Consider the following 22,632-nt stretch of genomic DNA (forward strand, 5'->3'; position numbering starts at 1 on the left):
GGCTCAGCCGAAGGACATCCGGAAGTCGGCCTGCCGGAAGGAGGCGAGCTGGCGGGCGCCGCGCAGCCAGCCCAGCGGTCCGTCGGCCGCGAAGTCCCAGCGGCCGCGGCACGGCAGCGCCTTGGACGAGCCCTGGAGGGTCGCCGTCCGCTCCTCGCCGCCGGTGTCGTCGATGCCGGGCTGCCAGGTGCCGCCCTTGAAGGGCAGGCGCACCATCGCCTTGGACACGTCGGTGAACGTCGCGCTGACGATCGGGCGCCGGCCCAGGCCCGCCGACCAGTCGGTCGTCGTGAGCGGACCCCGGCGCACGCTCTCGAGCTCGAAGTCGCACAGGCCCTTCGGGATCGCCCAGAGCTCGCGGCCGCCGGCCACCGATGCGGGGGAGTCGACCCAGATGTCTGTGATGCTCACCCGGCGCCCGTGCGCGTCGGTGCTGATCGGTCGGGCGACCAGCAGCTCGGAGTAGGTCAACGGGCTCCCGGGCTCGTAGCTCACCCAGGCCACGCCGTAGACCCCGGCCGGCCGGAGCTCGTCGATCGGCTCGCGGACCCGGAACAGGGAGAGCCAGAGCTGGCCGACCATCCGCCAGGGCGCGGGCGGGTAGGACGGCGTGGGGGACGGGATCCGGTCGGACGTCTGCTCGGCCATGCCCGGCATCCTGCCGTACGGCTCGACACTGACAGAAGTGTCAGTCGAGTGACAGAATCCCTCGGGTGCCGAGCCAACGCCTGACCTCTCGCGTCGCCACCTCCGAGCCGCGGTTCATCGAGTACCCCCGGGCGGCGGCGGGCGCCCCGAACGTGCTGATGGTCGTCGTGGACGACGTCGGCTTCGCACAGCTCGGCTGCTTCGGCGCCGGCTTCGCGACCCCGAACATCGACCGGGTCGCGGCCGCCGGCCTGCGCTACCAGCGCTTCCACGTCACCTCGGTCTGCTCCGCGACCCGGGCCGCGCTGCTGACCGGGCGCAACCACCACGCGGTCGGGATGGGCGTGACCCAGGAGGCCGCGCTCGGCTTCCCCGGCTACCACGGGCGGATCCCGCGCTCGGCCGCCGCGCTGCCCCGGGTGCTGCGCGACCACGGCTACAACACGATGGCCGTCGGCAAGTGGCACCTGACGCCGAAGACGGAGTACTCCGCCGCCGGGCCGTTCGAGCGGTGGCCGCTGGGGTTGGGCTTCGAGCGCTTCTACGGCTTCCTCGGCGCGGAGACCAACCACTGGGCGCCCGAGCTGGTCCGCGACAACACCCACATCGAGCCGCCGCGCACGCCCGAGGAGGGCTACCACCTCACCGAGGACCTGGTCGACCAGGCGATCCGGATGATCCAGGACCAGCAGCAGGCCGAGGCCCGCAAGCCCTTCCTCTGCTACGTCGCCACCGGGGCCGCGCACGCGCCGCACCAGGTGGCCGAGGAGTGGGTGGCGCCGTACCGGGGTGCCTTCGACGACGGCTGGGAGGCGTGGCGCGAGCGCGCGTTCCGGCGCCAGCTCGCCGAGGGCATCGTGCCCCCCGGCACGGAGCTCACCGAGCGGCCGCCGTGGGTCCCGGCCTGGGACTCGCTGCCGGCCGACCAGCGGCGGCTCTTCGCGCGCTACATGGAGGTGTTCGCGGGCTTCATGACCCACACCGACCACCACCTCGGCCGGCTCTTCGACAGCCTCGACGAGCTGGGCATCGCCGACGACACCCTGGTCATGGTCCTCTCCGACAACGGTGCGAGTGCCGAGGGCGGGCCGACCGGCACCCTCAACGAGGCCGCGGGCTGGCTCGGCTTCACCGAGGACGTCGGCACCGCGATCGAGCGCATCGACGACATCGGCGGCCCCGAGGCCAACAACCACTATCCGTTCGGCTGGGCCTGGGCCGGCAACGCCCCGTTCCGGCTCTGGAAGCGCTACGCCTGGCTCGGCGGGGTGCGCACGCCGCTCGTGGTGCGCTGGGGTGACCGGTTGGCCGACCCGGGCGGCGTCCGGCCCCAGTTCTGCCACGTGGTCGACCTGTACGCGACGGTGCTCGACGCAGCGGGGGTCACCCCGCCCGACTCGGTGGACGGCGTCACCCAGCAACCGGTCGACGGTGTCTCGATGCTCGCCGGCTTCGGGGACCCGGAGGCCGCCGAGCACCGGGCGCTGCAGTACTTCGAGATGATGGGCTCGCGCGGGATCTATCACGACGGGTGGAAGGCCGTGACCGACCACGTGGCGAACCAGTTCGACGAACGGGCGAACCTGGTCGGCAGCTTCGACTTCGCCACCGACCGGTGGTCGCTGTTCCATCTCGCGGAGGACTTCTCGGAGGCGCACGACCTGGCCGACGCCCACCCCGACCGCGTCCGGCGGCTCGAGGAGCTGTGGTGGGCGGAGGCCGGCCGCAACCAGGTGCTGCCGCTGTTCGAGTTCCCGGACTCGATGGCCCACATGCACCCCGGCGAGTTCCCGCCGCCGGCGAGCGCGGTCTACCGACCGGGCGGCGGCCCGGTCCAGGAGAGCCAGCTGCCGGTCGCGTTGGGCGGCTTCGACCTGAGGGCGTACGTCGAGGTCCCCGACGCGGGTGCGGCCGGCGTGCTGGCCGCGCTCGGTGACCGCCACGGCGGCTGGGCGCTGTACCTGCTCGACGGCCGCCCGGCCGCGACGTTCGCCCTCCTCGCCGGGCCGGTCCGTGTCGCCGCGGCCGACCCGGTCCCGGCCGGGGAGCACGTGGTCGGGCTGCGCTACGAGCCCGGCCGGACGGCCCGCGTCGTGCTGGCCGTCGACGGGCGGGACGTCGCCGAGCAGCCGTTGCCGGGTCTGATGTTCTTCCCGAACCTCTCGACCGCCGGAGCCGGCCTGCTGATCGGGCGCGACCGCGGGCTCGCGGTCAGTGCCGACTACCGCCCGCCGTTCGCGTTCACCGGCCGGCTGGACCGCGTCGAGCTCCGCAGCGGCCGCCCGACCGCGGCTCCCGACGACGAGACCCGGCTGCGGGCGGCCGTCTCCGGTGACTGACCCGGTCCCCGCAGGGCGCCGGGAGCAGCACAAGGCCGACACCCGCCGGGCGCTGGAGGACGCGGCCCTGCGCCGCTTCGCGACCGACGGGTACGACGCCACCTCCGTGCAGTCGATCGCGGCAGACGTCGGGGTGTCGGCGCGCACCTTCTTCCGCTACTTCGCCACCAAGGACGAGGTGCTCGACATGGGTCGCGGTGCCCGTCAGGCACAGGTTCGCGACGCGGTCCGCAGCAGCGAGGCACGGGGGCTCGAGCTCGTCCGCGTGGCGGTGCTCGCGCTGGCCGACGGCCTCGCGGACGACCGGGCGCGGGTCGCGCTGCGCCAGCGCGCCGCCGCGTCCTCGCCGGTGCTGCGCGGCCGGGTCCTGGACACGATCGGGTCCTGGGAGCGCACCCTCGCGGCCGCACTGGCCGACCGGGGCGAGCCCGGTGCGGACCCGCTCGCCGCGGTCGGAGTGGCGGTCTTCCGCTCCGCGATCACCGCCTGGGTGCGCGACGGCGGCGACCTCACCACGCACGTCGACGGCGGCTTCCGAGCGCTGGCTGCCCCGCGACGCTGACTGGGTCTCGACCCGGCGGTCGCGACCTCCCTCGTCGGTCGCGGGTCATGCTCGACCGCCCCGAGCCCACGCACCGAGCTCGTCCCTCGCTCGGTGCTGCTCGGGGACACTAGTCCTCCGGGTCGTCCAGGCGGGCCAGCCAGGTGGCGAACCGCTCCACCGCCGTCTCGAACTCCGGGTGGGTGTCGGTGAACTCCTGGAGCCGGTCGGCGAGCCACGCCAGGGTGACCTCCTCGTCGCCCCGGCGCTTCTCGAGCTCCTCGATGCCGCGATCGGTGAAGTACAACGTCCTACTCCTCGCTCAAGCGAACGCCCGCGCGACCAGGTCCTTCTGCTCCTCGGTGTGCCGCTTGACGGTGCCGACGGCGGGGGAGGAGGACTCGGGGCGCGAGACGAGCTCGACCCGGGCGTCGACGTGCGGCCACACGGCGAGCTGGTAGTGCGGCCACGCCCCCATGTTCGCCGGCTCGTCCTGCACCCAGCGGACCGCCTTGAGCTTGGGGTAGCGGGCGATCTCCTCGCGGATCTCGGCCTCGGGGCGGGGGTAGAGCTGCTCGATCCGGGCGATCGCGAAGCGCCCGCCGTCCTCGCGCTTGCCGCGCTCGACCATCAGGTCCCACGTGACCCGGCCCGAGCACACGAGCAGCGTGTCGACCTGGTCGGGGTCCGCCTGCGCGTCGGTGATGATCGGCCGGAAGGTGCCCGAGGTGAAGTCGTCGGGGTGCGAGGCCGCCTCCTTGCGCTTGAGCATCGACTTCGGGGTGAAGACGATCAGCGGCCGGTGCTCCTCGCCGAGCGAGTGCTGGCGCAGCAGGTGGAAGTACGACGCGGGCGTCGACGGCTGGGCGACCACGAACGCCTCGTCGGCCGCCATCGTCAAGAACCGCTCGATCCGCGCGGAGGAGTGGTCGGCGCCCTGGCCCTCGTAGCCGTGCGGCAGCAGCAGCACGACACCGGACTGCTGGCCCCACTTGCTCTCGCCGGAGGTGATGAACTCGTCGATCACGGTCTGCGCGCCGTTGACGAAGTCGCCGAACTGCGCCTCCCACAGCACCAGCGCCTCGGGCCGGGCCACGGAGTAGCCGTACTCGAAGCCGAGGGCGGCGTACTCCGAGAGCAGCGAGTCGTAGATGTAGAACTTCGCCTGGTCCTCGGTCAGGGAGGTGAGCGGGGTCCACTCGTCGGCGTTGACCCGGTCGATGATCGTGCCGAACCGCGACACGAAGGTGCCGCGACGCGAGTCCTGACCGGCCAGCCGCACCGGCCGGCCCTCCATCAACAGCGAGCCCAACGCCAGCACCTCTCCGGTGCCCCAGTCGATGGGACCGTCGGCGATGGCCGCCGCCCGACGCTGCAGCTGCGGCATCACCTTGGGGTGCACCGTGAAGCCGTCGGGCGGGGTCACGTACGCGTCCGCGATCCGCTTGAGGACGTCCGCCCCGACCGCGGTCCGGGCCTCGCCGACCGGCTTCTCGGGGTAGTCCGGGACCGTCGTCCACTCCGATGGCTGCGAGCTGGCCTCACGAACCTCGGTGAAGACCCGCTCCAGCTGCTGCTGGTAGTCGCGGAGCACCTGCTCGGCCTCCTCGATCGTGATGTCGCCACGACCGATGAGGGACTCGGTGTAGAGCTTGCGGACCGAGCGCTTCTGCTCGATCAGGTCGTACATCAGCGGCTGGGTGTACGACGGGTCGTCACCCTCGTTGTGGCCGCGCCGGCGGTAGCAGACCAGGTCGATGACGACGTCCTTGTTGAACGCCTGCCGGTACTCGAAGGCCAGCCGCGCGACGCGGATGCACGCCTCGGGGTCGTCGCCGTTGACGTGGAAGATCGGCGCCTGGACCATCCGCGCCACGTCGGTGCAGTAGAGCGAGGAGCGCGACGAGCCGGGCGAGGTGGTGAACCCGACCTGGTTGTTGACGACCACGTGGATGGTGCCGCCGGTGCGGTAGCCGCGCAGCTGGGAGAGGTTGAGCGTCTCCGCGACCACGCCCTGGCCCGCGAACGCCGCGTCGCCGTGCACGAGCAGCGGGAGGACGGGGTACGCCGCGCCACGGTTGAGCACGTCCTGCTTGGCGCGTGCGATGCCCTCCAGTACCGGGTCCACCGCCTCGAGGTGGGAGGGGTTCGCGGCGACCGAGACCTTGATCCGGTCCTTGGAGCCGGCCTCGAACTCACCCTCGGCGCCGAGGTGGTACTTCACGTCGCCGGAACCCTGGACGGTGCGCGGGTCGATGTTGCCCTCGAACTCGCGGAAGATCTGGGAGTACTTCTTGCCGACGATGTTCGCGAGCACGTTGAGCCGGCCGCGGTGCGCCATGCCCATCGCGACCTCGTCGAGGCCGGCCTCGGCGGCCGCCTCGCAGATCTCGTCGATCACCGGGATGGTGGTCTCGCCGCCCTCGAGGGAGAAGCGCTTCTGGCCGACGAACTTCGTCTGCAGGAACGTCTCGAACGCCTCGGCCTGGTTGAGCTTGAGCAGGATCCGCAGCTGCTCCTCGCGGGGCGGCTTGGTGTGCGGCACCTCGATGCGCTCCTGGAGCCACCGGCGCTGCTCGGGATCCATGATGTGCATGTACTCGATGCCGATGGTGCGGCAGTAGGAGTCGCGCAGGATGCCGAGGATCTGGCGCAGCTTCATGAACCGCCGGCCCTCGCCACCGAACGACCCGGTGGCGAACTCGCGGTCGAGGTCCCACAGGGTCAGCGCGTGCGACTCCACCTCGAGGTCGGGATGGCTGCGCTGGCGGTACTCGAGCGGGTCGGTGTCGGCCATCATGTGGCCGCGCACCCGGTAGGCATGGATCAGCTCCAGGATCCGGGCCTGCTTGCTGATCTCGTCGTCGTGGTTGGTCGAGATGTCACTGGCCCAGCGGATCGGCTCGTAGGGGATCCGCAGGGACCGGAAGATCTCGTCGTAGAAGCCTTCCTGGCCGAGCAGCAGCTGGTGCACGCGCTTGAGGAACTCGCCGGACTGCGCGCCCTGGATGACCCGGTGGTCGTACGTCGAGGTCAGGGTCATCACCTTGCTGATCGCGTTGCGCGCGATCGCGTCCTCGGAGGCGCCCTGCCACTCGGGCGGGTACTCCATCGCGCCGACGCCGATGATCGCGCCCTGGCCCTTCATCAGCCTCGGGACCGAGTGGCTGGTGCCGATGCCGCCGGGGTTGGTCAGGCTGATCGTGGTGCCCTGGAAGTCCGCGACCGTGAGCTTGTTGTCGCGCGCCTTGCGCACGATCTCCTCGTAGGCGGTCCAGAAGCCGGCGAAGTCCATCGTCTCGGCCGCCTTGATGCTCGGCACGAGCAGCTGGCGGGTGCCGTCGGACTTCTGCACGTCGATCGCGAGGCCGAGGTTGATGTGGGCGGGGGTGATCAGGTTCGGCTTGCCGTCGACCGTGTCGAACCCGACGTTCATCTCCGGCATCGTGCGGACCGCCTTGATCAGCGCGTAGCCGATCAGGTGGGTGAAGGACACCTTGCCGCCTCGCGCCCGGGCGAGGTGGTTGTTGATGACCGTGCGGTTGTCCCAGAGCAGCTTCACCGGGACCGAGCGCACCGAGGTCGCCGTCGGCACGGTCAGGGAGGCGTCCATGTTCTGCGCGGTCCGGGCCGGCGCGCCGCGCAGCACGGTGTAGGTCGGCTGGTCGTCGGTCGGCGCCGCCGTGGCCGGGCGGGACTCCTTGGGCACCGGGTTGGTGGTGTCCTTCGCCGGCTCCGCTGCCTTCGCGGTGTGCCGCGGCTTGGCGACCGGCGCGGGGGCCGGCTTCGCGACAGCCTCCTCGGCGGGCTGCTGAGCGGGCTGCGCGGCGGCTTGCTGAGCGGGCTTCGCGGCGGCTTGCTGAGCGGGCTTCGCGGCGGCTTGCTGAGCGGGCTTCGCGGCGGCCGGCGGGGCCGGCGCGGTGGCGCTCGCGGCGGGTTGCGACGTACCGTTGGTGCCCGCGCCGGTGCCCTGGGCCCGGAAGTACTCGGCCCAGGTGGCGTCCACGCTGTCCGGATCCTGCTGGAACTGGTCGAACATCTCCTCGACCAGCCACTCGTTGGTGCCGAAGTCGGCCCCCTCGAACTGGGCGGGGACGTCGGACTTGCTGCCTGGGGACTGCGGCACGGGTTGATTCGCCTCTTCCGGTACGTGCGCGGGGGAGTAGTTCAATCGGCAAGGCTAGTCCAGCGCACCAGCAAATGCAGACTGCCGGGGTGGCCGGGCGGCGTGGTGTGGTTCGGGCCACGTCGGCATCGCGGACACTGCCGTCCACCAGCACTCCGGAGACCACCCCGGGGGCCGCCCCGGAGAGCACCTGAGAGAGGGAGTCCCGCAGCCATGACCAGACACCGGCGGCGCTCGTACGCCGCGACCGGGGCGGCGCTCGCGCTGGCCCTCGTCCTGGCGCTGGTCGTCGGCGCCTGCAGCGGCGGGGACGACGAGCCCGCCGAGCGGCCGCAGTCGCAGCCGGCCGGCCCGGACACCGTCTCGAAGGTCGAGACCGTCGTCACCGTCGGACGTATCACCGGCTCGCTCCCGCGCGACGCACGGCACCGGCTCGCCGACCAGGTCGGAGCCGTGGTGGACGGCTGGACGAAGGCGGCCTACCTCGGCGGCGACTATCCGCGGCGCGACTTCTCCACGTCCTGGCCCGGCTTCACCACCGGGGCACGGCAGGAGGCGCACCGGGACCGGGCGCTGATGAGCAACGAGGACATCGGCGAGCGCATCGACGGGGTGGAGGCCCGGCGCAGCCGGGTCCGGATCGACGTCCTCGCCGTCCGGAAGCGGGCGGTCGGCGTGACCGCCCGGGTGCTGCTCGGCTTCCGGACCACCGGGAGGCTCGAGCGGGACATCCGGGTGCAGGGGCGGCTGTACCTGACCCGCACCGACCGCGGCTGGCGGATCTTCGGCTACGACATGACGAAGGGAGCCCGGTGATGAGCCCAGTGAAGAGCCCGGTGATGAGCCCGGTGATGAGGACCCGCTTCCACAAGGTCGTGCGGCTGGGGACGATCGGGCTGGTCCTGGCGATCGCGGCGTTCGTCGTCCCCGACTCGGCGGTGAAGAGCACCGAGGTCGCGCTGGTGAAGGTGAACCGCGCCGACGGTGTGGATCTGACCCCCGACGTGGTCTGGATCCTGGCGGTCGGCTCCGACGCCCGGCCCGGCGAGGACATGACCCGGACGCGCGGCGACGCCCTCCAGCTGATCGGGATGAACACCCGCACCGGCGCCGCCTCGGCGATCGGCGTGCCCCGCGACTCGTGGGTCTCGATCCCCGGCCACGGGTACGAGAAGATCAACGCCGCCCTCTACTTCGGCGGCCCGCAGCTGCTCGGGCAGACGGTCGGCAACCTGGTCGGGATCCAGCCCGACTACGTGTTCGTGAGCCGGTTCAAGTTCTTCCAGGCGATGGTCAAGGACATCGGCGGCATCACCGTCCAGAACCCGGTGGCCTTCGACGACACCTACCTCAAGCCGCAGGGCTTCCGGAAGGGCAGGATCCACCTCGGTGGGTACGACGCGATGGCGTTCTCGCGGATCCGGCACAACCTGATCCGCGGCGACTTCGACCGGTCGGCCAACCAGCAGCGGGTGCTGCGCGGGATCCAGGCGAGGGTCCGGGCCCGCGCCCACGTCCCCGGCTTCATCGAGCGGGGCGTGCTGTCGGTGATGCAGCACCTCTACACCGACCTCTCGCCGGTCGAGCTGTTCCGGCTGGCCCAGGTGGTCGCGCACGTCGACCCGCGCCGGATCACCACCTGCGTCGTGCAGGGCGGGATCGGCAGCATCGGCGGCGCGAGCGTGGTGCTGCCGAACGTCGACCTGGCGCGCCGGCTCGGCAACGAGGCCCGCAACGACGCGACGATCGGGCACTGCTGACCCGGAGGACCAGCAGTGCCCGACCGTCGGGGGTGGAGCGCGTCGACCCGGCGCGGGTCAGTTCGGGATGATGTGGCCGCCGGCCCAGCCGAGCTCGAGGATCGCGCCGCCCGGGATCAGGCCCGGCAGGGTCAGGCGCAGGGCCTTGACCTCGGCGCCGGTCCAGTTCTGCTTGACCACGCGGTACTCGAGGATGTTGCCGTCGCCGAGGTCGAGCGCCTCGCCCGGCTTCGGCAGCTCGATCTCCTCGCCGTTGAGCAGGATCCGGGCCAGGCCGGTCGAGATGACGCGCTCGACCTTGGTCGTGTCCTGCGGCTTGCGCATCGTGACCTTCGAGGTGATCCCGTCGACGACCAGGCCGATGCTGGGGATGTCGAGCGAGCCGATCCTGCTGGCGACGAAGCCGCTGGCCGAGCCGTTGCGGCTCTGGTCGCCCATCAGCCGGTACTCGATGCCGGTCAGGTTGACCAGGCCGCCGAGCACCCGGGCGTCGGCGATCTTGTGGGTCCTCACCTTGCCGTTGCTACCCGAGCAGTCCAGCGACTGCTCCTGCAGGCCGCCGAGGCGGAGCAGGTCGTTGCCGCCGAACATCTCCAGGCCCATCGCCCGCGAGTGGAAGACGCCCGCCGGCACCGGTTCGGAGATCGCGGTGCGTGCCCGGCCGAGCGTGACGACCGTGTCGTGCCCGGTCGCGTCGACGAGGAGCCGCAGCGCGTAGGTCTGCGACGCCGCGGAGTGCGGCCCGGCGTGGCCGGACTTCACCCCCGCCAGGCCGATGCTGCCCAGGCCCGGGATCTCGATGGTGTTGCCGGTGACCGAGGTGAGCAGGTCGAGCACCTGGTCGACCAGGTCGCCGGTGGTCGAGCCCAGGATGTCGAGCAGGTCCTGGAGCTCCTGGGGGATCTGCTCGGGCAGGTTCTCGATCCGCAGGCCCTCGAACGTGAACGACTCCTGGTGGCCGAACGTGCCGTCCGCCTTGCGGGACGAGTCCGCGACGGACGTCAGGCCCTTCAGCGAGACGGTGGGGGTCTGCACGCCCTGGAACTCGCCGCCCAGGGCGAGGTCGGCGATGGTGCTGACGCCGCGGACGCCCTTCAGGCCGTCCTGGGCGTAGGTCTCGGTGTGGCTGGTCGCCGCGGACACCTTGATCAGCTCGTTGTCGGGGAGCGAGAGAGTGGAGTTCTTGAGCACGTCACGGCCGGCGAAGCGGGTGCAGCGCTGCTGGGCGAACGCCTCCTTGGCGTTGCGGAGCTCGACGCCGTCGATGATCACCTTGGTGCCGTAGACGACGGCCTTGTAGCCGAGGTTCGTCCTCACCAGACGATCCCCGTCCGAGCCCTTGCTCGCGTCGGCGGGGGTGGTGGTCACGAGGGCACCGGCGAGACCGGCCGCGCAGACCGTGAGGGTGGCGATCGCCCTCTTGAGGGACATGTTCACTGCGTGTCCTGCTTTCGTTGCCGGAGCCGCTGCGTCCCTCCCCGTCGGCCGCGGCTTGTCTGATCCCATGTCGGTGCTCCCACCGAGAGGCTTCTGGCGACGATTGTGCGGGTCCACTACTGCATTCGGGGAAGGGCAAGAACGATAAAGACGCCGCCGGTCAAGACCAATCCGGCCCTATTCGTACTCGCGCGTAACCTTCGCGCGGAATGGCCGTTTTCATCACCCGTCGCAGGCGAATTTCGCCAGTTCGCCTGCCGATCGACGCGCCACGTCAGCGGATCGGCACCGGCGGACGCACGGAGCATCGACCCGGCGTCGCCGTCCGTCAAGCCCGGGTGGGGGCCGCGCGGGAAGTGCGGCGCTGGGGATGAACCAGGTCGATCCCAGCCACCACACTCTCGGCACACTCTCGGCCGCACTCTCGGTCGGCCGTCGGCCGGTGCCCGAGGAGCCGACCGGAGGACGGGGTCGGAACACATCCGACCCGCGAAGAGATGAAGCGCCCCCGGCAGGATTCGAACCTGCGGCACCTGGTACCGGAAACCAGTGCTCTATCCCCTGAGCTACGGAGGCAGCACCCCGCGCTGCGAGGCTGCGCCGTCACCCTACAACCGACCCGGGACCGACGCGCAATCGCATCGGCCGCGTCCACGGCCGATATCGATGCGAGGCGCGAGGCAGGGCGCCGATACCCTGGACCGGTGACTCCCGAGCAGCTCTCCACCGCGATCGTCGACGTCCTGACGACGCTGTCCGACGAGGGTGCCATCACCCTGCCCGGCGGCGTCCCTGCGAACGTGACGGTGGAGCGTCCGCGATCCAAGGAGCACGGGGACTACGCCACCAACGTCGCGCTCAAGCTCGGCAAGTCGGCCGGGATGAACCCGCGCGACCTCGCGACCCTGGTCCAGCAGCGCCTGGAGCGGACCGAGGGCATCGCGGGTGTCGACATCGCCGGCCCGGGGTTCCTCAACATCACGGTGTCCGCCGGTGCCCAGGGCATCGTCGCGGCACAGATCGTCGACGCCGGATCGGGGTACGGACACACCGAGGTGTTGAAGGGGGAGCGGGTGAACGTCGAGTTCATCTCGGCCAACCCGACCGGCCCGCTCCACCTCGGCCACACCCGCTGGGCCGTCGTCGGCGACGCGATCGCACGGGTCCTGGCCGCCGCCGGCGCGAGCGTGGCCCGCGAGTTCTACATCAACGACCGCGGCAACCAGATGAACCTGTTCGGCGCCTCGATCGAGGCCGCCGCGCTGGGCCGGCCCATCCCCGAGGACGGCTACCACGGCGGCTACATCGCCGACCTCGCGAAGCAGATCGTCGCCGAGGACCCGAGCATCGTCGACCTGCCCGACGACGAGCGGCTCGTGGCGTTCCGCGAGAAGGGCTACGCGCTGCAGCTGGCCGACCAGCAGCAGCAGCTGGCCCGGTTCAACACGGTCTTCGACGTGTGGTTCTCCGAGCGCAGCCTGCACGACAGCGGCGACGTCACCACCGGCCTCGAGAAGCTGCGCGACCAGGGCCACCTCTTCGAGGAGGAGGGTGCACTGTGGATGCGCACCACGGACTTCGGCGACGACCGTGACCGGGTGCTCATCCGCGGCAACGGCGAGCTCACCTACTTCGCCAGCGACACCGCCTACTACGTCAACAAGCGCGAGCGCGGCTTCGACCGCTGCATCTACCTGCTCGGGGCGGACCACCACGGCTACGTCGGCCGGCTCAAGGCGATGGCGGCCTGCGCCGGCGACGACCCCGAGCGCAACATCGAGGTGCTCATCGGCCAGCTGGTCAAGATCGTCCGGGAGGGCGAGGAGGTGCGGCTCTCGAAGCGGGCCGGCGAGATCGTCTCCCTCGAGGAGCTGGTCGACGAGATCGGCACCGACGCGCTGCGCTACTCGCTCGCCCGCTACCCGGCCGACTCGCCGCTCACGCTGGACATCGCCGAGATCACCAAGCAGTCCAGCGAGAACCCGGTCTTCTACGTGCAGTACGCCCACGCCCGGATCGCCTCGATCCTCCGCAACGCCGACGAGCTCGGCATCGGGTGGTCCACCGGCGACTTCGACCCGGCACTGCTGTCGCACCCCAAGGAGGGTGAGCTGCTGCGGGCGCTGGCGGAGTTCCCGCGGGTGGTCGCCAGCGCGGCCGAGCTACGCGAGCCGCACCGGGTGGCGCGCTACCTCGAGGAGATGGCCGGGATCTACCACCGCTTCTACGACAACTGCCGGGTGCTGCCGATGGGCGACGAGGAGGCCGGGGACCTGCACCGGGCCCGCCTCGTGCTCGTCGCGGCCACCCGCTCCGTCCTGGCCAACGGCCTCGACCTGCTCGGGGTCTCCGCGCCCGAGCGCATGTGAGCGTGTCTCGATGAGCACGACCCACGAGGCCGGCTGGGCGCACGCGCCCGGCGCCCTCCGCGGCCCGGCCTGGCTGCAGGCACCGGGCGACCCGGACGCGCTGGTCCCGCACCTGTGGCCGTCGACCGCGCACAAGGTCGACGGCGTGCTGCACGTCGGCGGCCTCTCGGTGCCCGACGTGGTGGCCAACGTCAACACCCCGGCGTACGTCCTCGACGAGGCCGACTTCCGGATGCGTGCCCGGGCGTTCCGCGACGCGTTCGCGGCGTACGACGTCTTCTACGCCGGCAAGGCGTTCCTCTGCACGACGGTCGCGCGCTGGGTGCAGGAGGAGGGGCTGTGCCTCGACGTGTGCTCGAACGGCGAGCTCACGGTCGCACTGCGCGCCGGCTTCGACCCGGCCCGGATCGGCTACCACGGCAACAACAAGACGGTGACCGAGCTGCGCCGCGCCCTCGCCGCCGGCGTCGGGCGGATCATCGTCGACTCGTTCGACGAGCTCGCGCGCCTGGAGATGATCACCGCCGACAGCGGGATGCGCGCCCGGGTGATGATCCGGGTGACGGCGGGCGTCGAGGCGCACACCCACGAGTACATCGCCACCGCGCACGAGGACCAGAAGTTCGGCCTGTCGATCACCTCCGGCGACGCGTTCGAGGCGGTCCGCCGTGCCGAGGCCGCGCCGGGCATCGACCTGCTCGGCCTGCACTCCCACATCGGGAGCCAGATCTTCGACTCCTCCGGGTTCGAGGTCGCGGCCCGCAGGGTGCTGGCCCTGCAGGCGCGGATCTCCCTGGAGCTGGGGGTCACCCTGCCCGAGATGGACCTCGGCGGCGGGTTCGGCATCGCCTACACGACCCAGGACGACCCGGCCGACCCCGCCCGGCTCGCGACCGAGATGACCGAGATCGTCGAGCGCGAGTGCCGGGCGCTGGGCATCCCCGCGCCGCGCCTGTCCATCGAGCCGGGCCGGGCGATCGTCGGGCCCGCGATGTGCACCGTCTACACGGTCGGGACCGTGAAGCCGGTCCAGCTCGACGGCGGTGCCGTGCGCACCTATGTCTCGGTCGACGGCGGGATGAGCGACAACATCCGCACCGCCCTGTACGACGCCGACTACTCCTGCACGCTCGCCTCCCGGCCGTCGGCCGGCGGATCGGTGCTCGCGCGGGTCGTCGGCAAGCACTGCGAGGCCGGCGACATCGTCGTGAAGGACGAGTTCCTCCCCGCCGACCTGCGGCCCGGCGACCTGGTGGCCGTCCCCGGCACCGGCGCCTACTGTCGCTCGATGGCCTCCAACTACAACCACGCGCTGCGGCCGCCGGTGGTCGCGGTGCGGGACGGGGTCGCGCGCGTCGTGGTTCGCCGGGAGACTGAGGACGACCTGTTGGCAACGGACATGGGTGATCAGTAATGGAGAGCGACAAGCTCGCCCGAGGCGACGTGCTGAAGGTGGCCGTGCTCGGCTGCGGCTCGGTGGGCTCGCAGGTGGTCCGGCTCCTCGAGGAGCAGGCGCACGACCTCGCGGCCCGGGTCGGTGCGCCGGTCCAGCTGGCCGGCGTCGCCGTACGCCGTCCGGAGGCGCCTCGCGAGGTCGACGTCCCCGCCGAGCTGATCACGACCGACGCGACCGCGCTGGTCACCCGCGACGACGTCGACCTCGTGGTCGAGGTGATCGGCGGCATCGAGCCGGCCCGCTCGCTGATCCTCGCGGCGCTCGAGAGCGGCAAGTCCGTGGTGACCGCGAACAAGGCACTGCTGGCCGAGGACGGACCGACGCTCTTCGAGGCGGCCGAGAAGGCCGGACGCGACCTCTACTACGAGGCCGCGGTCGCCGGGGCCATCCCGATCCTGCGTCCGTTGCGCGAGTCGCTGGCGGGGGACCGGGTCACCCGGGTGCTGGGCATCGTCAACGGCACCACGAACTTCATCCTCGACCGGATGGACAGCTCGGGGGCCGGGTTCGCCGAGGCGCTCGAGGAGGCGCAGGAGCTCGGGTACGCCGAGGCCGACCCGACCGCCGACGTCGAGGGCTTCGACGCCGCGGCCAAGGCCGCGATCCTGGCCTCCCTCGCCTTCCACTCGCGGGTCACCGCCTCGGACGTGCACCGCGAGGGCATCTCCGAGGTCACGGCCGCCGACGTGCAGTCGGCGCGCGAGATGGGCTGCGTCGTGAAGCTGCTCGCGATCTGCGAGCTCCGCGGGACCGAGGAGGGGCAGAGCGCGGTCGCGGTCCGCGTGCACCCGGCGATGATCCCCCGGGACCACCCGCTGGCCTCGGTGCGCGAGGCGTTCAACGCGGTGTTCGTCGAGTCCGAGGCCGCCGGCCAGCTGATGTTCTACGGCCCCGGCGCGGGCGGCGCGCCGACCGCGTCCGCGGTGCTCGGGGACCTGGTCACCGTGGCCCGCAACCGGCTCGCGGGAACGCGCGGCGCCGGGGAGTCGGCGTACGCCGACCGTGCCGTGCTGCCGATGGGCGAGACGCTGACCCGCTACCACGTGGCGATCGACGTCGACGACCGCGCGGGCGTGCTCGCCTCGGTCGCGACCGCGTTCGCCGAGAACGGCGTGTCGATCCAGACCGTCCGGCAGGAGGGTCGTGGGGCCGACGCGCAGCTGGTCGTCGTGTCCCACGAGTCGACCGACGCGGCGCTGAGCGCCACCGTCGAGCACCTGCGCGGGATGGACATCGTGCGCGAGGTGACGTCCGTGATGCGTGTCGAGGGAGCGTCCGAGTGAATCCGACCGGCTTCGCGCCGACCCACCAGTGGCGGGGCGTGATCGAGGAGTACCGACAGCTGCTGCAGATCCCCGAGGACACGGTGGCGGTGACGCTGCGCGAGGGCGGCACGCCGCTGGTCCTCTCGGGGTGGCTCTCCGGCCTGACCGGCGCGGAGGTCTGGCTCAAGGTCGAGGGCGGCAATCCGACCGGGTCCTTCAAGGACCGCGGGATGACCGCGGCCATCTCGGTCGCCAAGCACGAGGGTGCCGAGGCCGTCGTGTGCGCCTCGACCGGCAACACCTCCGCGTCGATGGCGGCGTACGCCGCGAAGGCCGGGCTGAAGCCGCTCGTGCTGGTGCCCGAGGGCAAGATCGCGGCCGGGAAGATGGCCCAGGCGATCCTGCACGGCGCCCAGGTGATCATGGTGCGCGGCAACTTCGACGACTGCCTCGGCCTGGCCAAGGGTCTGGCCTGGGACTACCCGGTCGCCCTGGTCAACTCGGTCAACCCGGTGCGGCTCGAGGGCCAGAAGACCGCGGCGTTCGAGATCGTCGACTTCCTCGGCGACGCCCCCGACTTCCACCTGCTGCCAGTCGGCAATGCCGGCAACATCTCGGCGTACTGGCTCGGCTACACCCAGTACGCCGACTGGGGCCTGGCGACCCGCAGGCCCGTGATGCGCGGCTTCCAGGCCGAGGGCGCGTCGCCGCTGGTCACCGGCGAGCCGTTCCCCGACCCCGAGACCCGCGCCACTGCCATCCGGATCGGCAACCCGGCATCGTGGAAGCTCGCCGCGGCTGCTCGCGACGAGTCCGGCGGTCGGTTCGCCGCGGTGAGCGACGCTCAGATCCTGGCCGCCCAGCGCGAGCTGGCCAGCCGGGACGGGGTCTTCGTCGAGCCGGCCTCGGCCGCCGGGATCGCCGGGTTGCTCCAAGAGCTCGCGGGCGGGGAGGACTACCGCGGCAGCACGGTCGTCGTCACGGTGACCGGGCACGGCCTCAAGGACACCGCGACCGCGCTCGAGGGCTTCACCGAGAGCGGGCACAGCATCGTCGACACCGTGATCGACGCCGAGGTGACCGCTGCGGCGCAGGCCGCCGGTCTCGTCTAGCGGGCCGCGGGTGGTCACCTTCGTCGACGGACCGGTCCGGGTGTCGGTGCCGGCCACCTCCGCGAACCTCGGACCGGGCTTCGACTCGCTCGGCCTGGCCCTGTCGATGCGCGACGAGCTCGAGGCCGAGGTCATCGGCGCGGGCCTCGAGGTCGAGGTGACGGGCTCCGGCGCCGGGGTGGTCCCTCGCGACGAGACGCACCTGGTCGTGCGGTCCATGCACGCGGCCTTCGACCTGCTCGGGCTGCGTCCGCCGGGCCTGCGGCTGGCCTGCCGCAACGTGATCCCGCACGCGCGTGGGCTCGGGTCGTCCTCGGCGGCGATCGTGGGCGGCGTGGTGCTGGCCCGGGCCCTGGTCGCCGGAGGAGCGCTGCTGGTCGACGACGCAGCCCTGTTCCGGATGGCCGCGCGGATCGAGGGCCACCCCGACAACGTCGCGCCCGCCTTCCACGGCGGCTTCGTGATCTCCGGGCGGGACGGGGGTGTCGCCGAGGCCGGCACGGGGGACTTCTACGCGGTCTCGTCCCCGGTCGACCCGCGGATCGAGACCGTCGTCTTCGTGCCGCCGACCTCGGTGGCCACCGAGGTCGCCCGCGGCCTGCTTCCCCCCGAGGTGCCGCACGCGGACGCGGCTGCCGACGCCGGGTGCGCGGCGCTGCTGGTCGCGGCGCTGGCCGGCCAGCCCGAGCACCTGTGGCTGGCCACGCGCGACTACCTCCACCAGGACTACCGCCGCCCCGCGATGCCCGAGTCGCTGGCCCTGGTCGACGCCCTGCGCGCGGACGGCGTGGCCGCGACCGTGTCCGGCGCCGGCCCGACGGTGCTCGCCTTCACCGACGCCTCCGGGGCCGGAGCGCTGGCCGCCCGCTGCCCGGCCGGCTGGGTGGCCCATCACCTCACCGTGGATCGCGAGGGCGCCCGTCCCGCCTGAGCCCGGCCCGGTTTCGCTCGGGGTGCCCGATGTCACACCGTCCCGGACCGGTGGTATGTTGGCCCCGCTCCGGAGCTCTCCGGCGCAGCATCCGCCGCTGACCTCTCAGGGCATCGGCATCGTGCACCCCCTTCCTCGAACCTCGTGCCGACTGCGGTCGCACACGCCTGCTCGGACGCCCCTGCGTGGGTGTCGGCGGACGAGGAAGCAATGACCAGACGCCACCGGCCCGCGTGCCGGCTCGGCACTGATACGTGGGAAGGACCTCACGTGACGGAGACCATCGACCCCGGCACCGAAGCGACCGGGGGCACCCCGGCGAAGAAGCGCGGTGGCGGGCTCAGCTCGATGCTGTTGGCCGACCTCAAGGCGATGGCCGGCGGCATGGGCATCTCGGGCGCCGGCTCGATGAAGAAGGCCCAGCTCGTCGACGCCATCAAGGCTCACCAGGGCGGCGGCGCCCGGTCCGCCCAGGAGCGGCCCGCCCAGCAGGAGCGGCCCCAGCAGGAGCAGCCCCAGCGGGAGCAGCCCCAGCAGGAGCGGCCCCGGCAGGAGCGCTCCGAGGAGCGGCCGCGTCGGGACCGGCGGTCCGACGACGCGCAGCGCGAGGCCGGGCGGGAGGCGGACCGCCGCCCGGAGCACGACCAGGACCAGCCGGACCAGCAGCGCGACCAGCAGCGCGAGCGCAGTCGGGGTCAGGGCCGCGGCAACCAGGACCAGGCCAGGCAGGACCAGGCCAAGCAGGACCAGAACAAGCAGGACCAGGCCAAGCGGCAGGACCAGAACAAGCAGGACCAGCCGAAGCGGCAGGACCAGAACAAGCAGGACCAGAAGCAGGACCAGAAGCAGGACCAGGGCAAGCACGACCACGGCAAGCCGGACCAGGGCAGCCACCAGGACCAGGGCAAGCACGACCACGGCAAGCCGGACCAGGGCAGCCACCAGGACCAGGGCCACCAGGACCAGGGCCGGGCTGCGGAGGGCGACCAGGAGGGCAGCCGGCGCAACCGGCGACGCCGGGGTCGCGACCGGGACCGCACGGTTCGCGGGGTCGTGGGTGGGGGCGGGGGCGGCCAGCGCAACGAGCCGGACACCACGATCCTCGAGGACGACGTCCTGGTCCCGGCGGCGGGCATCCTCGACGTGCTCGACAACTACGCGTTCGTGCGGACCAGCGGGTACCTCCCCGGTCCCGACGACGTCTACGTGTCGCTCTCCATGGTGCGAAAGTTCGGCCTGCGCCGCGGCGACGCACTCGTCGGGCAGGTGCGCCAGCCCCGCGAGGGCGAGCGCAAGGAGAAGTTCAACCCGATGGTCCGGATCGACAGCGTCAACGGCGCGGATCCGGAGATCGCGAAGGGCCGGGTCGACTTCGCCAAGCTGACCCCGCTCTACCCGTCCGAGCGGCTGCGCATGGAGACCGAGCCCACCAACCTGATCGGCCGGGTCATCGACATCGCGGCCCCGATCGGCAAGGGCCAGCGCGGCCTGATCGTGTCCCCGGCGAAGGCCGGCAAGACGATGATCATGCAGTCGATCGCGAACTCGATCACCACGAACAACCCCGAGTGCCACCTGATGGTGGTGCTGGTGGACGAGCGCCCCGAGGAGGTCACCGACTTCGAGCGCTCGGTCAAGGGCGAGGTCATCTCCTCGACCTTCGACCGCCCCGCCGGCGACCACACGATGGTCGCCGAGCTCGCGATCGAGCGGGCCAAGCGACTGGTCGAGCTCGGCCACGACGTGGTCGTGCTGCTCGACGGCATCACCCGGCTCGGACGTGCCTACAACCTCGCGACGCCCGCGAGCGGCCGGATCCTGTCCGGTGGTGTCGACTCGGCCGCGCTGTACCCGCCGAAGAGGTTCTTCGGTGCGGCCCGCAACATCGAGAACGGCGGCTCGCTGACGATCCTGGCGACCGCGCTCATCGAGAGCGGCTCGAAGATGGACGAGGTGATCTTCGAGGAGTTCAAGGGCACGGGGAACATGGAGATCCGGCTGCGCCGGGACTTCGCCGACAAGCGGCTGTTCCCGGCGATCGACGCGGTGCAGTCCGGCACCCGTCGTGAGGAGCTCCTGATGAGCAAGGAGGAGCTGGCGATCGTCTGGAAGCTGCGCCGGGTGCTCTCCGGCCTCGACGGCCAGCAGGCGCTCGAGCTGCTGCTGGAGCGCCTGAAGAAGTCCCAGACCAACATCGAGTTCCTGCTGCAGGTCCAGAAGACGACGCCGACCGCGAACGGCGGCCGCGAGGACTGACGAACGCCGTACCCGCCTCCGAACGCCGACTTACCCTCTCAACAGGGGCGATGGCGGATAGGCTGCCCACGCACATGCCCGAAGGGAAGGGGAACCTGAGTGGCTCGGATCCTGGTCGCGGACGACGACGTCGACATCCGTGAGCTCGTGGAGTTCAAGCTGTCGACCCTCGGCCACGACGTGGTCGCAGTCTCGGACGGCGCCGCCGCGATCGACGCCTGTCAGGCGCAGCGCCCCGATCTGGCCGTCCTCGACGTGATGATGCCCGGTGTCTCCGGACTCGACGCGATCCGGGCGATCCGCGCCGATCCGGCGCTCGCGGACCTGCCGGTGATCCTGCTGACCGCTCGGGCCCAGGAGTCCGACGTCGAGACCGGCTTCGACTCGGGTGCCGACGACTACATCACCAAGCCGTTCAGCCCCCGTGAGCTCGCCTCGCGGGTGCAGGCGCTGCTCACCCGCTCGGTCTGAGCGAATCGCGCCGCAGGGGCACCCTGCGGCGTTACGCTCCTCGGAAGGGGTGCGGGGGCACTGTGGGAGTCGGCGCGTCCGTGGGGGACGTGCGAGGGGTGTGGTCGAGCCATGAGCTCAGGACGTCCGGTCGCGCGACTGGTCCAGCCGGTCATCGTGCGCGTCACCGCGATGGCCGCGCTGATGGCCGTGATCGCGGTACTCGGCGTCGTGCTGTCGACGGCGGCGGTCAACCACCTCACCGATGACCTCCAGCCGGCCGCAGCCGCCAACCAGGACGTCTTCCAGGACCTCACCGACATGTCGGCGGCCGTGGAGTCGTGGTCGGCCTCCGGCCAGCAGACCGCGTCGGACCGGTTCGCCCAGGCGCTGGTGCGCTTCCCCGCCGACGAGCAGAAGGTACGTCGGTTCGCGGCCGGCGACGACGAGCTGGAGATGCTGGTCACCCGCCAGGAGCGCGTCGCGCAGGCTTGGATCGAGCGGTTCGCCCGGCCCCGGATGGACGCCGACGGCGGGACCCGTCCTGCGGCTGCGCAGGTGCGGTCCGGCGCCGCCGCGTTCGAGGCGGTCCGCAGCGCCCACCAGGAGACCACGCAGGCGTTCGACAGCCGGGTGCGGCAGGCCCGCACCGATGCGTCGTTCCTGCTCAAGGGGACGGTGCTCGCGGTGCTGCTCCTCGCCGGCGCGGCGTGGTACGTCATCTCCCGGTCCCGGCGCCGGCTGATGACCGAGCTGTCCGAGCCGCTGCTCGCCCTCGAGCAGGTCGTGCAGCGGATGGCCAGGCAGGACCACGACGTACGAGCCCAGGAGCGAGGACCCAAGGAGGTGCGCGCGGTCGCGTCGGCGCTGAACACCTTCGCCGACGCCCAGGGCCGCGCGCGAGCCGTCGAGGGCCGGATCCAGAGCGAGCTGCGCAGCCTCGACACCGCGCGCGACGACTTCGTCTCGAACGTCTCCCACGAGCTCCGCACGCCGCTGACCACGATCAGCGGCTACCTCGAGCTGGTCGCCGAGGAGTTCGAGGGCCGGATGGATCCGCCGCACGAGCGGATGCTGGAGGCGACCCGGCGCAACGTGGCCCGGCTCAAGGCGCTGATCGACGACCTGCTCGCGCTCTCGCGCGCCGAGGGTCGGCGCAGCGACCTGGAGCCGGTCGACCTCGCGCTGTTGGTCCGCGAGGCGGTCACCGACGTACGCATCACCGCGGCCCGTCGCCGGATCCGCCTCGACGTCGTCACCACCGACGACGTCGTGCCGGTGCTCGCCGACCGCGCCATGCTGCACCGCGCGCTGCTCAACGTGCTCAGCAACGCCGTGAAGTTCAGCCACGACGACGGCACGATCGACGTGGTGCTCCGCGTCGCGGGCGGCCAGGTCGAGGTGTGGGTCACCGACCACGGCATCGGCATCCCGGCGGCGGAGATCGACCGGCTCGGCACCCGGTTCTTCCGCGCCTCGAACGCGGTGACGAACGAGATCGCCGGCACCGGACTCGGCCTGCGGATCACCCAGACCATCATCGACCGGCACTCCGGCGAGGTGGTCATCGAGTCCGAGGAGGGCGGGGGCACCAGCGTCGTCGTCCGGCTCCGGCTGCACGGCGACGGCCTTCCTCCGCTGCTGCCGCACGAGATCGTGGCCGAGGAGGAGGCGCGGGCGGCCGCCCGGCGCGGCGCCGGTGCCGGAGGTGCGGGCGTGGACGTGGTCGGCGCCGCCGACCCGCTCGACGACGAGGGCCGGACGGATCCCGCGCCGCCCCGGATCGTGCCGGCGTTCCCCCGCAGGAGCTGAGCGGCAGGGAACTCGCTTCCGGTCGTGATCCTTCGGGTCTCGGGAGCGAGCTTCACCGCCCGGGCGGAGAATCTCGCGCCGGGAACAACGGCGATTACCGCGGCGTTCTGACCCGTGACACAATCGTGTG

At 71.9% G+C, this 22,632-nt stretch carries 16 protein-coding genes and 1 tRNA gene; 12 read left to right on the plus strand and 5 right to left on the minus strand.

Annotated features, from left to right (window positions below; translation table 11 throughout):
- Positions 1–3: 3 nt before the first annotated feature.
- Positions 4–648 (minus strand): acetoacetate decarboxylase family protein, encoded by a 645-nt coding sequence (locus QMC84_RS07405; protein ID WP_300373393.1) that lies wholly within the window; start codon positions 646–648, stop codon positions 4–6.
- 65 nt (positions 649–713) lie between these two features.
- Between QMC84_RS07405 and QMC84_RS07410 the strand changes: the two genes are divergently transcribed.
- On the plus strand, positions 714–2,987 hold the full coding sequence (locus tag QMC84_RS07410) for an arylsulfatase (protein WP_300373395.1): 2,274 nt from the start codon (positions 714–716) through the stop codon (positions 2,985–2,987).
- Entirely contained in the window at positions 2,980–3,549 is a 570-nt protein-coding gene (locus QMC84_RS07415) for a TetR family transcriptional regulator (RefSeq protein WP_300373397.1), read from the plus strand. Before QMC84_RS07410 ends, QMC84_RS07415 begins: the two co-directional genes overlap by 8 nt.
- A gap of 109 nt (positions 3,550–3,658) precedes the next feature.
- Here the strand turns inward: QMC84_RS07415 and QMC84_RS07420 are convergent, their stop codons facing one another.
- On the minus strand, positions 3,659–3,835 hold the full coding sequence (locus QMC84_RS07420; protein ID WP_011755196.1) for a DUF6104 family protein: 177 nt from the start codon (positions 3,833–3,835) through the stop codon (positions 3,659–3,661).
- A gap of 15 nt (positions 3,836–3,850) precedes the next feature.
- Positions 3,851–7,654, minus strand: a complete 3,804-nt coding sequence (locus QMC84_RS07425; protein WP_300373400.1) for a multifunctional oxoglutarate decarboxylase/oxoglutarate dehydrogenase thiamine pyrophosphate-binding subunit/dihydrolipoyllysine-residue succinyltransferase subunit — start codon at positions 7,652–7,654, stop codon at positions 3,851–3,853.
- A 213-nt stretch (positions 7,655–7,867) separates the two neighbouring features.
- Between QMC84_RS07425 and QMC84_RS07430 the strand changes: the two genes are divergently transcribed.
- Together QMC84_RS07430 and QMC84_RS07435 are read left to right on the plus strand one after the other, a co-directional pair.
- Positions 7,868–8,470 carry a hypothetical protein gene (locus QMC84_RS07430; RefSeq protein WP_300373402.1) on the plus strand — a complete coding sequence of 201 codons (603 nt, stop codon included), beginning with the start codon at positions 7,868–7,870 and terminating at the stop codon, positions 8,468–8,470.
- Positions 8,470–9,414, plus strand: coding sequence for an LCP family protein (locus QMC84_RS07435; RefSeq protein WP_300373404.1), 945 nt, complete (start codon positions 8,470–8,472; stop codon positions 9,412–9,414). Before QMC84_RS07430 ends, QMC84_RS07435 begins: the two co-directional genes overlap by 1 nt.
- Positions 9,415–9,471: 57 nt before the next feature.
- Here QMC84_RS07435 and QMC84_RS07440 read toward each other — a convergent pair whose 3' ends face one another.
- Complete coding sequence (locus tag QMC84_RS07440; RefSeq protein WP_300373406.1) at positions 9,472–10,845, minus strand: hypothetical protein; 1,374 nt, start codon at positions 10,843–10,845, stop codon at positions 9,472–9,474.
- A 509-nt stretch (positions 10,846–11,354) separates the two neighbouring features.
- Positions 11,355–11,427 (minus strand) — tRNA-Arg (locus QMC84_RS07445).
- 128 nt (positions 11,428–11,555) lie between these two features.
- Here QMC84_RS07445 and argS point away from each other — a divergent pair.
- From argS to QMC84_RS07485, 8 genes are all read left to right on the plus strand, one after another.
- Entirely contained in the window at positions 11,556–13,220 is a 1,665-nt protein-coding gene (gene argS, locus QMC84_RS07450; protein ID WP_300373408.1) for an arginine--tRNA ligase, read from the plus strand.
- Between the two features lie 10 nt (positions 13,221–13,230).
- A complete protein-coding gene (lysA, locus tag QMC84_RS07455; protein ID WP_300373410.1) occupies positions 13,231–14,634 on the plus strand; it encodes a diaminopimelate decarboxylase in 1,404 nt (467 codons plus the stop codon).
- The gene (locus QMC84_RS07460; RefSeq protein ID WP_300373413.1) at positions 14,634–15,959 is read left to right on the plus strand and encodes a homoserine dehydrogenase; all 1,326 of its coding nucleotides are present in this window, start codon (positions 14,634–14,636) and stop codon (positions 15,957–15,959) included. Before lysA ends, QMC84_RS07460 begins: the two co-directional genes overlap by 1 nt.
- On the plus strand, positions 15,956–17,053 hold the full coding sequence (thrC, locus tag QMC84_RS07465) for a threonine synthase (RefSeq protein WP_300373415.1): 1,098 nt from the start codon (positions 15,956–15,958) through the stop codon (positions 17,051–17,053). Before QMC84_RS07460 ends, thrC begins: the two co-directional genes overlap by 4 nt.
- Positions 17,054–17,063: 10 nt before the next feature.
- A complete protein-coding gene (gene thrB, locus QMC84_RS07470) occupies positions 17,064–17,984 on the plus strand; it encodes a homoserine kinase (RefSeq protein ID WP_300373417.1) in 921 nt (306 codons plus the stop codon).
- A gap of 348 nt (positions 17,985–18,332) precedes the next feature.
- Positions 18,333–20,240 (plus strand): transcription termination factor Rho, encoded by a 1,908-nt coding sequence (gene rho, locus QMC84_RS07475; RefSeq protein WP_300373811.1) that lies wholly within the window; start codon positions 18,333–18,335, stop codon positions 20,238–20,240.
- A gap of 99 nt (positions 20,241–20,339) precedes the next feature.
- Positions 20,340–20,711 (plus strand): response regulator, encoded by a 372-nt coding sequence (locus tag QMC84_RS07480; RefSeq protein WP_300373419.1) that lies wholly within the window; start codon positions 20,340–20,342, stop codon positions 20,709–20,711.
- Positions 20,712–20,822: 111 nt separating this feature from the next.
- Positions 20,823–22,502 (plus strand): HAMP domain-containing sensor histidine kinase, encoded by a 1,680-nt coding sequence (locus QMC84_RS07485; RefSeq protein WP_300373421.1) that lies wholly within the window; start codon positions 20,823–20,825, stop codon positions 22,500–22,502.
- Positions 22,503–22,632: the final 130 nt, after the last annotated feature.

Origin of the sequence: Nocardioides sp. (assembly GCF_030019515.1) — a bacterium.
In the GTDB taxonomy this organism is placed as follows: Bacteria; Actinomycetota; Actinomycetes; order Propionibacteriales; family Nocardioidaceae; genus Nocardioides.

Bases quoted from the DNA above. Each gene is read 5' to 3' on its own strand.
- lysA (WP_300373410.1), top strand. From the start codon at position 13,231: ATGAGCACGACCCACGAGGCCGGCTGGGCGCACGCGCCCGGCGCCCTC.
- QMC84_RS07430 (WP_300373402.1), top strand. From the start codon at position 7,868: ATGACCAGACACCGGCGGCGCTCGTACGCCGCGACCGGGGCGGCGCTC.
- QMC84_RS07405 (WP_300373393.1), bottom strand. From the start codon at position 648: ATGGCCGAGCAGACGTCCGACCGGATCCCGTCCCCCACGCCGTCCTAC.
- QMC84_RS07440 (WP_300373406.1), bottom strand. From the start codon at position 10,845: ATGTCCCTCAAGAGGGCGATCGCCACCCTCACGGTCTGCGCGGCCGGT.
- rho (WP_300373811.1), top strand. From the start codon at position 18,333: ATGCTGTTGGCCGACCTCAAGGCGATGGCCGGCGGCATGGGCATCTCG.
- QMC84_RS07460 (WP_300373413.1), top strand. From the start codon at position 14,634: ATGGAGAGCGACAAGCTCGCCCGAGGCGACGTGCTGAAGGTGGCCGTG.
- QMC84_RS07485 (WP_300373421.1), top strand. From the start codon at position 20,823: ATGAGCTCAGGACGTCCGGTCGCGCGACTGGTCCAGCCGGTCATCGTG.
- QMC84_RS07435 (WP_300373404.1), top strand. From the start codon at position 8,470: ATGAGCCCAGTGAAGAGCCCGGTGATGAGCCCGGTGATGAGGACCCGC.